The sequence below is a fragment of the Paenibacillus sp. J22FR21 genome, from assembly GCF_056269135.1.
Genome location: NZ_JBWDNJ010000008.1, coordinates 198,981 through 209,749, shown reverse-complemented (window position 1 = coordinate 209,749; position 10,769 = coordinate 198,981). Strand labels below are relative to the sequence as shown.

Here is a 10,769-nt window from a genome sequence, read left to right as displayed (position 1 = left end):
TTTAGAACAAACGTTCTGTCCTACGACTATACCATAATTAGGATGCACTTCGAAACAGAATAAATAATAAAAAGCCGCTTCACCCTTCTCCTCATTAGAGAGACGGCAAACCGGCTTTATTACAGCACAAGTGCATGTTATACGTTACGTGTTATCCATCAAAATTATACGTTCAGCGCTTCCTTCAACTTATCCGGCGAGCGGTCCCACCACTCCTGATTGTTGGTGACGAGCAGCTTCTTGAGCGCCGCTCTCTCTTCGGTTCCAAGCTCGTCGAGCACGAACCGGCGCTTGATCGCATAATCCAGGTTATTCACGTGCTGCGCAAGGATCTTCCAGCCTCTGCGTGCTTCTGTGTCCACCAGCATCGGGCAAGCGGTTGCCCCTGCATAGAACGAACCTTCTTCATTGCGATCAACGGCTACCCAGACGATCCAGCACAGACGGCCGTTAGGCACATCTTCCTTGTTCGTGCTGAATTTGATCCCTTTCTCGATCTTGCTCTTCGCATGCATCGCACCTACATCAATGTAAGCCTCGCCGTTATCGATCATGACGCAGGATACGCTGCTGAGGTCAATCGTCCCTGCACCAAAGCCTTTATGTTCCTTATTGCTCACCACGTTCAAAGAGAGAGACTTCTTCTCTTTCTTCTCCACGGGCTGTTGATCTTTCTCTTGATCACTCATCTTACGCTTCAACTCCCATCTAAAAACGCTACGATTCCACGTCCGGCGCGGTTTCCGCGCCTGTCCGCACATTAATTCCATTTTAGCTAATAATCTCGGAAAAGCAAACATATACATGCTTTAGATGCTTGTCAACGGGAGGGAATCTTTCAATGAATCCACGTCACGCCAAACGTTTTCTACTCTTTGCCCTCGTCGCCGTGATTCTGGGCTTAACGGCAAGGCAAGGGTTCGGAGATGCCTGGGTTTCGCAATATACATATGCCTCCGCTCCTGCCAAGAAAGACACGGCGCCGAAGCCTGCTGCTCCGTCAACCGCGCCGGAGCCCGATATTGTGATGCAGCCAAAGCCGGTAGCGCTCAGCAAAAGGGTTACGGAGTACCACATCGATGTGAAACTCCAGGAGAATACGCACATGTTGGTCGGGGAGCAGTCTGTCACATGGACAAACCCCGGCAGGCAGCAGGTGTCCGAGATGTATTTTCATCTATACCCGAACGCCTTCCGCTCCAAAGACACGACCTTCATGAAAGAATCCGGCGGTCAGCTCCGCAATGATAAAGCGACCTCGGACAGCATCGGCTATATGAACCTGCTCTCCCTAGAGACGACCGAAGGTTACAGCCTTCTTCCGCGTCTGCATTACGTGCAGCCCGATGACAGCAATCCACATGATTTAACGCTGGCCAAGCTGCGGCTGCCGCAAGCTGTCGCACCGGGCAAAAGCGTCACGCTTCGTATGAAATTTGAGGTCAAGCTTCCGGAAGTGTTCGCGCGGATGGGCTACTCCGGCAACTTCATCATGGCGGGCCAGTGGTTTCCGAAGCTTGCCGTGTACGAAACTGCAGGCACACGCGGCCGAGCCGCCGAAGGCTGGAACATTCATCAGTACCACGGCAACTCGGAATTTTACAGCGACTTTGGCATCTACAGTGTGAAAATCAACGTCCCGGACAGCTATAAAGTAGCGGCAACCGGCTTCCAAACCAAACCTTCCGTCGTGGCAGCCGGCCGCAAAACCTACCAATACTACGCCGATGATGTGCATGATTTTGGCTGGTCGGCCTCACCGGATTTCGTCTATTCAGAGGAACCTTTCTCCACAGACGGCGTTCCGGGTGTTCGTATCAAGCTGTACTTGGATCCGCTGCACGCCAAATTCAAGGATCGCTACATGCACGCAGCCAAATCAGCACTCTCCAAATATGCACAATGGTATGGCGCTTACCCCTATACCACCCTCTCTGTCGTAGTTCCGCCTAAAGGCGGCAACGGCGCAGGCGGGATGGAATATCCGACACTCATTACTGCATTTGCCGCAGAGAACGAGAATCCCGGCTACGATCTGGAGCGAACGGTCGTCCACGAGATCGGCCATCAATATTGGTACGGCATGGTCGCTTCCAATGAATTCGAAGAGGCTTGGCTCGACGAAGGTTTCACCTCCTATGCCGAGGACAAAGTGATGGAGAGCGAATACGGCGTGGAGCCGAATTTGCCGGTGGAAGCAAGCTACATGACGAACCCTGCACCGCTGAAGCAGCTTTCCTGGTCCTACCACAGCAACAATCACTATGCCGAGAATGTATACATGCGCGCGAAGCTGGTGCTCTTCGGCATCGAGAAGCAGGTCGGCGCCCAGACGATGCGTAAGATTATGCGGACTTATTTTCAAAAATATAAATTCAAGCATCCTTCCACCGCCGACTTCCAGCGTGTCGTAGAATCCGTAACGAAGTCCAAGTGGAACGACTACTTCAGCCATTTCGTGTACGGGGATGCCATGTCCGATTACTCGGTCGCTTCCATTCATGTACGTCCAGTGAAACAAGGCAACGAGACGCAGTACGAATCGGTCGTACTCATCAAGAAGACAGGCGGCAGCTCCGGGCCGGTGTCGGTCGTGTTCCATTTTGCCGACGGTACGCTGATGCCTAAAGTGTGGGACGGCCAAGAAACCCACATTCAATATAAAATCGTCCACTCCTCCAAGCTGCTGTGGGCCGCCGTCGATCCGCACAACGACAACGTGCTCGACAACAAACACATCAACAACTTTATGAAAGCCGAGCTCGCAGAGAAATCACGCACACGCTGGAGTGTCGGTGTTTCCAAGCTGATTGAGAGCATCTTTGCTTCCATCGCATGGTGAAGCCTAGCAAAAACTTTCCGGGAGGTGATGATAAATGAGAACGCATCTGAAGCAAGGCTGGCGACTGACCGTTAAGCACTTCTACATTATCATTATGCTGTTTCTATATGAGCTGATATGGGGCTTCTTCCTCTATCGAACCATTGAAGGGATAACCGTGCCGCTTCTAAAAAGATTCCCGGACAGCATCGGCAGCAGTGGTACAGCCGTTCAGCTCTTCATGACGGAAGCACAGTTCCAGCTCATCAAGACCGATCTGATCCGCCCTTATGTCTGGCTCTTCTGCGGGCTGCTGGCCGGGCGCATCGTGATCACCCCTTTCCTGAATGCAGGGCTGTTCCACTCCCTCCATCATGTAACGGACGAGAACGGCACGAAATTTCTAAAAGGCATCCGCGCTGCTTGGAAGCCGGTTGCGCTGCTCTACTTGGTGGAAACAACACTCACGCTCCTGCCGGCCATTTGGCTGCTGCCGAGGGCATTAACGAAACTATTAGGAAGCAACTCGCTGCTGGAGTTTGCACAGCAAGCCGGTCCGTGGGCGGGTGCTTGGCTCGCTTGGGCGGTTCTGATCCACCTGCTCTTCCTCTCCATGCAGTTCGGGGCAGTCGCCGGAACCGGCGCCCTCCGCTCCCTATGGACATGCATTGCGAATTTCCTGCCTTTCGCCGGTATTTCGCTTCTAATGTGGGCAATTGGAGCCGCGCTCAGTATGACCATTGCTTCCGTATCGCTGCTGTGGGCAGGTCTGCTGGCGCTCATCCTGCATCAAGGTTACCAGTTGATCCGAACCATCATGAAGGTATGGACGGTAGCCGCCCAGTACGATGCTTGGCAGTCGAAACAGGTCTAATCCATGCATGGAGGCCGCCCATCATGTCATGTTCATGACAGTGGGACGGCCTCCTTTTTCACTAATTACTGGCATATTAAAGACAAACTCCTCGGGTAGAGCGGGTTTTTTTGACATGTGCTTCATTTCAAGATGAGACATGCTTTGCACAGTGGGCTGATCGCGGGCGAGCCCCATAAATCGCCGAAACTAGCGGCCACTATACGAAAGTGAGAGATAAAAGGTTGCATTCTAATAATTTTAATTTGTGAACAAGTTGTGAACTAGGGAGGAGAAGGAAGAAAATGATCGAATAATTATGCCTAGAAATGAAAATTTTGCCGAATTCCCATCACGGGAAACGGGGGAACCATCTTGGGTGAATTGATCCCGACATCCGCAAAGCAAGACGCGGCATGCCAGAGGTGATCATAGGGAGCCTTCAACCGAACCCCACAGCTAACCTCGTAGGCACTGGAAGGAGTTTCCCGTTTTGAAAAAGCTTTCTGCACTTTTGATCGGACTGGCGATGCTTCTACTTTTTCAAACAGGAAGCGTTTTCGCGCAATCCAAAATGGATGGGGTCATCTCAGATCTGATCGGTACACCTTATGTGTACACCGGTACTACAACGAAAGGGTTTGACTGCTCCGGATTCACCATGTACGTGTTTAATAAACTCGGCGTGGATATCCCGCATGCATCCCGTTCGCAAGCACAGCTTGGCAAGAAAATCGCGAAAGCGGATTTGATCGCCGGCGACCTCGTATTCTTTAATACGACAGGAAAAGGAATCTCGCATGTTGGCGTCTATGTTGGCGAAGGCAAGTTTGCACACTCCTCCACCAGCAAAGGTGTAACCATCAGCGCACTGAGCGATTCCTACTATTCCAAACGGTATGTTACAGCACGCCGCGTGATGAGCCCTGAAACGTATGAGAAATACGCGGACGAGCCTACTGACGTTGCAGATGGCGGCGGCGACGAGTAAGATTGATTATTGCACCTGCCTAAGGTGCCTGTGTGAGCACAAAAGAAGCCGCAGCTGTTCGTCCTTCGGGACAAGCACCTGCGGCTTCTTTTGTTCTATTCGAAGGAATAATCGGCATTACCGCCTTAAGTAGCGCACCCACCAGAACGTTCGGCCAACCTGGACATCGAGCTTGCTGCCGAGCGGCGCAAACAGATCATGCAGCTCAATCGGCGTCGCACAGCCCTCGCTTCGGCGGTCGGCCATGACGACGATCGCGCCTGAGGCAAGCCGCTCATGCCAGGCCTCGAGGAAGTGCTGACGCTCCCCCGCCGGCAGCTCGCCGAGGCAGAAACAAGCCAGCCCCGCATCGAACGTATCGGCCACTGCTTGGAGTTCCTCTTGACGGACCGCCTTCGTCACCGGCGTCGTCAGTCGCGGCGTTCTCGGTCCACTCACCCGCAGTACGCGCCGTCCCGCCAACGTATCCGTTAAACCAACCTCAAGCTTCTTCCACTCTGCTCGCCGACTCTCTATGCTGTCCCGCCATCCTGCCATCCCGGATTCCTCCTTTTTTCTAAGCTTATGTGACGAAGCTTAACAAATGACCGATTTTTAGCAGGTTAGAGCGGCGAGGACTGTCTAAAGAGGAATCGATTGACTCATGATGAATAGTAGGATGATAGAGGTGGGGAACGGCGCGTGCGGTTGGCGCGGCGGGGAAGGCGATGGATTGGTGGAGAAGGCAGACGGAGAACGTCGACGGATTGATGGCTGGTGCCGTGGAGAAATGCGTGGCGCGTCGGCCGGGGCTGAGAAGGTCATTTCATTCGGTGGAGCTGCTGTTAGCCGGGATGACGCTCCGGTGCCGGGGACAGCGACAGTGGTTGCAGGCTAACGAATCGTGGAGGTCTTATTTTAGGGGAAATCGATACTTTTCGATTCTAACGAACCCTAGCGGTCTTATTTAGGTGAATATGGATGGAAAAGGGCTATTTCAGTCCAAATAAGACCTGTAGGATTCATTAGAATTTCAAATTGCGTTATTTGGCCGAAATAAGGCCTGTGGGATTCGTTAGAATTAATAATTGAGTTCGTTTGCAGATATATGGGCTCTGGATGGCGCGTTCCAGTGAAACTAACCAGCTGGCGGTGTCTTTTGGAGATGAAATTATACATTTTGAGTACTTGAATAGAAAAGGAGCTTCCGCTATGTCACTCTCATCCCCCGCGCTCGCGGGATTTCATAAGACGCTGGCCGGTTGGTTCTGGCATACTTTCGGCGAACCTACCCCTGTCCAACTGGAAGCATGGGCCGCCATTGTGGAAGGCCGTCATACGCTGATTGCCGCGCCAACCGGATCGGGCAAAACATTGGCTGCACTGCTGCCATGTTTGAATCGCCTTGCTCAGCGCAAGCTGGCTGCTGCTGCACGGGGTAAAACCCTGCCACCCGGTGTGCGTGTGCTATATATTACGCCTCTTAAGGCGCTCAACAATGATATTCAACACCATTTGGTCGGATTTATGCAGGATATTGAACGGTTTGAGAGTGAATCCGGAGAGGCTGGCGGCGACACGGCCGAAGCATGGCCGGGCATCCGCTCCGCGGTGCGGACCGGCGATACGCCTTCTAGCGAACGGGCGCGCATGGCTCGGCGCCCTCCCGACGTGCTCGTGACAACGCCGGAGTCCCTCTACCTGCTGCTCACCTCGGACAAAGGTCGCACAATGCTTGGAACCGTCGAGACCGTCATCGTCGACGAGATCCACAGCCTTGCCGGCGACAAGCGCGGCGCGCATTTGTCGCTCTCGCTGGAGCGGCTGTCCGCGCTCGCGGCTCAGCCGGTGCAGAGGATCGGCGTGTCGGCGACGCAGAAACCGCTGACGCGGGTCGCGCGGTTTCTTGGCGGCTGGGAGCCGCAGGCAGGCGCTGGGGTTGGCGCGGCGGCGCAGCATGGCGAGCTTGGAGCGAGTGCGGACGGCAGCGCGGCGGCTCTGCATGGCGAGCTTGGAGCGAGTGCGGACGGCGGCGCAGCGGCGCAGCAAGGCGAGCTTGGAGCGAGTGCGGACGGCGGCGCGGCGGCTCTGCATGGCGAGCTTGGAGCGAGTGCGGACGGCGGCGCGGCGGCTCTGCATGGCGAGCTTGGAGCGAGTGCGGACGGCGGCGCGGCGGCGCAGCATGGCGAGCTTGGAGCGAGTGCGGACGGCGGCGCGGCGGATGCGGAGCCGGTGCATCCGCTCGGCTACGCGCGGCGCCGGGTGGTCATCGTCGAGAGTACGATGACCAAGTCCATTGAGGTCCGGGTCACGATGCCGGACCTCAGCCGCCCTGCTCGCACGCGCGATGGCGTCTGGCAGCCCATCATCGAGCGGATGATGGCGCTGATGGAAGGCGCACGCTCCGTGCTGCTGTTCGTGAACAGCCGCCGCATGTGCGAGCGGCTCGTGCTGCGGCTCAACGAGCACGCGGGCTACGAGCTGGCGCGCGCGCATCACGGCAGCCTCTCGCGCGAGCGGCGGCTTGAGGTCGAGCGCATGCTCAAGGCCGGCGAGCTGCGCTGCCTCGTCGCCACCTCCTCGCTCGAGCTCGGCATTGACGTGGGCCATGTCGACCTCGTGCTTCAGGTCGACTCGCCCAAAGCGGCAGCCGCCGGCATTCAGCGGATCGGACGCGCCGGTCACGCCGTCGGCGATGTGAGCCGCGGCTTCATCATCGCGCGATCGCGCAGCGAGCTGCCTGAGGCGGCAGTGCTCTGCCGTAACATCGGGCGGCGTGACATCGAAGCGATCACCCTGCCGCGTGAGCCGCTCGACGTCTTGTCGCAGCATATGACTTCCATCGTAGCGGCGGAAGATATCAGTATCGATGCATTGTACAGGCTGATAATACAAAGCGAATGTTTCCGCGGCTTCCCACGAACGCGATTGGAGGCTGCGCTCAAGGTATTGTCGGGATTTTATCCGTTCGCACGACCTCTAGTGGAATGGGATCGAGCCACTGACACGCTCCGCAAAAGGGCCAATACATCCATGGCCGCTATTACCGGCGCCGGCACGATTCCGCAAAGCTCCGCTTATCCCGTTCATCATGCAGACAGCCGTACTCACTTAGGCGAGCTTGATGAAACTTATATAGCAGAAAGCCGTGTCGGAGACGTCTTTCAGCTTGGAACCAGCTCTTGGATGATCAGCAGCATCGAGAACGACCGCGTATATGTCCAAGAAGCACCGAATCGCTTCAGCGAGATCCCGTTCTGGCAGGCGGAGAACGCCAGCCGAAGCGTGGAGGTCGGCATTCAGCTTGGTCATTTTCTGGAACAGCTATCCGCAAGGCTGGCTTTGGACGACCCAACGAACAAAAGCGATCCCGAGCTGGCAAGAAGAAGGGAAGACGCCACCATTGACTGGCTCGATGCAGAATATGGGCTCGATCATTATGCGGCTTCCGAGCTGATTGGGCTCGTCCAATCCCAGCATCATGCGCTTGGGCTGCCCACCGAGCGGCGAATCATTATCGAGCATTATCGCGATCTGATGAACCAGACCCGTATCATTATCCATAATCCGTTCGGCAGGCGTATGAACCGAACGTGGCTGCTCGCCATCGAGCGGCAATTTCAGCGGCTCCTGCCCTACTCGATGTACGGCAACGCCAAAGACAACGGCATCGAGCTGGTCGTGCCCGATTGGGACGCCTCCTGGCTGCAGACGCTGTGGCAAATTACGGCGGACAGCGTGGAGTCACTTCTCACAGAAGCGATTACGGGCTCCCCGTTTCTCGGATTATCTTTCCGTCGTATCGCAGAGACGTCGCTTCTCCTCTCCCGCAGTTTCACGCGTACGCCGATGTGGCAGAAACGTCTGCGCTGCGAAGAGTTGTTGAAGCAATCGCTCCCTTATGCCGAGCAGTTCCCTTATCTTGAGGAGGCCATGCGGGAATGTCTGCATGACTACCTCGATACGAATGGGTTAAAACAACTGCTGGAGTCGATCACCGCAGGTCAAATCGAGGTGCTGGTCAAAGAATCGCATGCCCCATCACCGTTTGCCGTTCAATTTCTCGCCGACTACGCCAATATGATGCTCTATGAAGGCGATGGCCTGAGCGAAGCGACACAGCTCCAACTGCTTAGTGTGAGCAAGTCGCTGGCAGGACAGCTCTTCGGAGAAGAGGCCGTTCAACGGGCGGTCGATCCCGGCATTGCTCAGCAGGAGCAGGAGCGACTGGAAACCGGTGGCCGACAAGTTCCCGCAAACGCCGAGGAGCTGTATATGCTGCTCAAACAGCGCGGCGATTTGTCGACCGAGGAACTAACTGCCATTGCCGGTAAATCCGTACCGGGATGGCTGCAAGCTCTACGCGATGCAGGTCGTATCGCGGAGCAACCGTTCGGCCGCGGACAGCGCCGATGGATCTGCGCGGAGGAGCAGGACATGTACGACGCGTTCCCCAAGAGCGAAAGCGCCATCGCTTTTATTGCCGGTCGCTTCGCAGACCACCGGCTTTCTTTCAACGAGGTAGAGCTGCGTGAGCACTACCCCGATCTTTCGCCGGCCCAGGCCGCTCATATCCCTGAGGTGCTGCTGCAGCTGGATCGAATCGAGCCTGCTCCTTTCGCCGATGGTGAGGAAGAGCGGATTTGGACGAGCCGCACCGTAGCCAAACGACTAATCCGACTGACAATGGAGCAAGCGCGAAAACAAGCCGAGCCGATCGCCCCCATTCGCTGGTGCGCTCATATGTCCATGCTCCAGCACGCTCTCTCGGGTTCGCAGCTAAGCGGAATCGACGGACTGCGCATGGTTATCGAACGGTTGCAAGGCTTCTTCTTGCCTGCTTCGCATTGGGAATCCGTCCTGTTCCCTTCCCGTGTGATCGGCTATCGAAAGGACGACCTGGATTTGCTCTGCGCCTCCGGTGAAATCATCTGGATCGGCCGCAAAGAAGAGAACGAGAAGGAAGGCAAAATTGCCTTCTTCCTCTCCGAGTCCAAGCCTCTCTACGCACCGGTTATCGCACGAGCTGTCCAAGCTGCCAACAGCACCAAGCATCCCCGCCTGCTTGCGCTGCTCCAGGAAGGCGGGGCCAGCTTCCTGACTAAGCTGAGCCGCGATTACGGCAAAGTGCCGTCCGAGCTGCTGACAGATCTGCTCGATCTGATCTGGGAGGGCACGGTCTCGAACGACCAGTTCGCGCCGCTCCGCCTGCAGCTGCAGACCAAGGGCAAGCAGCTCGCACGCACCGGCTCCGGCCTTGGGCGCTGGTACTGGACAGGCCCGCTCAGCGAGCAGCCAGTCTTGCCCGTCACGCCCGACCGACCAGCCGTAACTATGCAGCCCGTTCGGCCGGCTCCGCCTGCTATACCGGCTCAGCCCGCTCCGCTCGGCCAGGCCGGTCACCCTGCCGAGCCCAGCCAGCACGCCGAACCAACCGGCTCCGCCCAGCTGCGCTCCGTTTCCTCCGAGCTGTCGGAGTCGGCGCTCCACTGGACGCAGCATCTGCTGGACAGCTACGGCATCGTGTCCAAGGACCTCGTCGCCCAGCTCTCGCCATTCAGCTGGGAGGAGCTGCTGCCGATGCTCAAGCAGCTGGAGCAGTGGGGCGTCGTAACCCGCGGCCTGCTGGTGCAAGGCGTGCAAACCTTGCAGTTCGCGCGCCGCGAGGGAATCGCTGCGGTCCGCCAGCCGCTGCCCGGCCAGGACAATGCCGCCGTCACGGTCCTCGCCGCTACGGACCCGGCCAATCCGTTCGGCCTCGCCGCCGATTGGCCGAGCGTCCGCGGCACCGGATTCGCTCGCAAGAGCGGCAATTACCTCGTGCTGCAGCACGGGCAATGGCGCTTCTGGCTCGAAAATAACGGCCGACACATCGTCGACCTGTCTGCTTTATCGACTCCGTCTGATGCAGCTGGCAACGCCGCCCGCGCAGCCGAGCTCAAAGAAATCTTCCGCATGCTGCTTCGTCAGCACGGACTCAGCAAAATCAAGATCGACCGCTGGAACGGAGAGCCGATAACCGAATCGACAGCCGCCCAAGAGATGCTGCGCGCCATGGGCGCCGAGCGCGACAATCGCTCCCTTGTGCTGTGGCCGAGCAACCTTCGTTGACACATGCAGCCTCT

Annotated in this window: 7 protein-coding genes and 1 riboswitch; of the genes, 5 read left to right on the top strand and 2 right to left on the bottom strand. The window is 56.8% G+C overall.

The window, feature by feature from the left end:
* Positions 1-164: 164 nt before the first annotated feature.
* Complete coding sequence (locus tag AC0YNS_RS25900) at positions 165-689, bottom strand: YwhD family protein (RefSeq protein ID WP_090986009.1); 525 nt, start codon at positions 687-689, stop codon at positions 165-167.
* 152 nt (positions 690-841) lie between these two features.
* Here AC0YNS_RS25900 and AC0YNS_RS25895 point away from each other — a divergent pair, with 152 nt between their 5' ends.
* From AC0YNS_RS25895 to AC0YNS_RS25885, 3 genes are all read left to right on the top strand, one after another.
* The gene (locus AC0YNS_RS25895) at positions 842-2,842 is read left to right on the top strand and encodes a M1 family aminopeptidase (protein WP_475783821.1); all 2,001 of its coding nucleotides are present in this window, start codon (positions 842-844) and stop codon (positions 2,840-2,842) included.
* Between the two features lie 34 nt (positions 2,843-2,876).
* A complete protein-coding gene (locus AC0YNS_RS25890) occupies positions 2,877-3,695 on the top strand; it encodes a hypothetical protein (protein ID WP_475783820.1) in 819 nt (272 codons plus the stop codon).
* A 308-nt stretch (positions 3,696-4,003) separates the two neighbouring features.
* Positions 4,004-4,163: riboswitch (cyclic di-AMP (ydaO/yuaA leader) on the top strand.
* Positions 4,164-4,167: 4 nt separating this feature from the next.
* Entirely contained in the window at positions 4,168-4,665 is a 498-nt protein-coding gene (locus tag AC0YNS_RS25885) for a C40 family peptidase (protein WP_475783819.1), read from the top strand.
* 117 nt (positions 4,666-4,782) lie between these two features.
* On the opposite strand, the gene AC0YNS_RS25880 is transcribed toward AC0YNS_RS25885, so the two are convergent.
* Positions 4,783-5,202, bottom strand: a complete 420-nt coding sequence (locus AC0YNS_RS25880; protein ID WP_475783818.1) for a hypothetical protein — start codon at positions 5,200-5,202, stop codon at positions 4,783-4,785.
* A gap of 106 nt (positions 5,203-5,308) precedes the next feature.
* On the opposite strand from AC0YNS_RS25880, the gene AC0YNS_RS25875 reads away from it, so the two are divergent.
* Together AC0YNS_RS25875 and AC0YNS_RS25870 are read left to right on the top strand one after the other, a co-directional pair.
* Positions 5,309-5,542: a hypothetical protein gene (locus tag AC0YNS_RS25875; RefSeq protein WP_475783817.1), complete on the top strand. Its 234-nt coding sequence runs from the start codon at positions 5,309-5,311 to the stop codon at positions 5,540-5,542.
* Positions 5,543-5,763: 221 nt separating this feature from the next.
* Positions 5,764-10,755, top strand: coding sequence for a DEAD/DEAH box helicase (locus tag AC0YNS_RS25870; protein WP_475783816.1), 4,992 nt, complete (start codon positions 5,764-5,766; stop codon positions 10,753-10,755).
* The last annotated feature ends 14 nt before the right edge of the window (positions 10,756-10,769 follow it).

What these genes read in the sequence shown, in the direction of transcription:
- AC0YNS_RS25875 (WP_475783817.1), top strand. Translation starts at nt 5,309, where the DNA reads ATGATGAATAGTAGGATGATAGAGGTGGGGAACGGCGCGTGCGGTTGG.
- AC0YNS_RS25895 (WP_475783821.1), top strand. Translation starts at nt 842, where the DNA reads ATGAATCCACGTCACGCCAAACGTTTTCTACTCTTTGCCCTCGTCGCC.
- AC0YNS_RS25870 (WP_475783816.1), top strand. Translation starts at nt 5,764, where the DNA reads ATGGCGCGTTCCAGTGAAACTAACCAGCTGGCGGTGTCTTTTGGAGAT.
- AC0YNS_RS25880 (WP_475783818.1), bottom strand. Translation starts at nt 5,202, where the DNA reads ATGGCAGGATGGCGGGACAGCATAGAGAGTCGGCGAGCAGAGTGGAAG.
- AC0YNS_RS25900 (WP_090986009.1), bottom strand. Translation starts at nt 689, where the DNA reads ATGAGTGATCAAGAGAAAGATCAACAGCCCGTGGAGAAGAAAGAGAAG.
- AC0YNS_RS25890 (WP_475783820.1), top strand. Translation starts at nt 2,877, where the DNA reads ATGAGAACGCATCTGAAGCAAGGCTGGCGACTGACCGTTAAGCACTTC.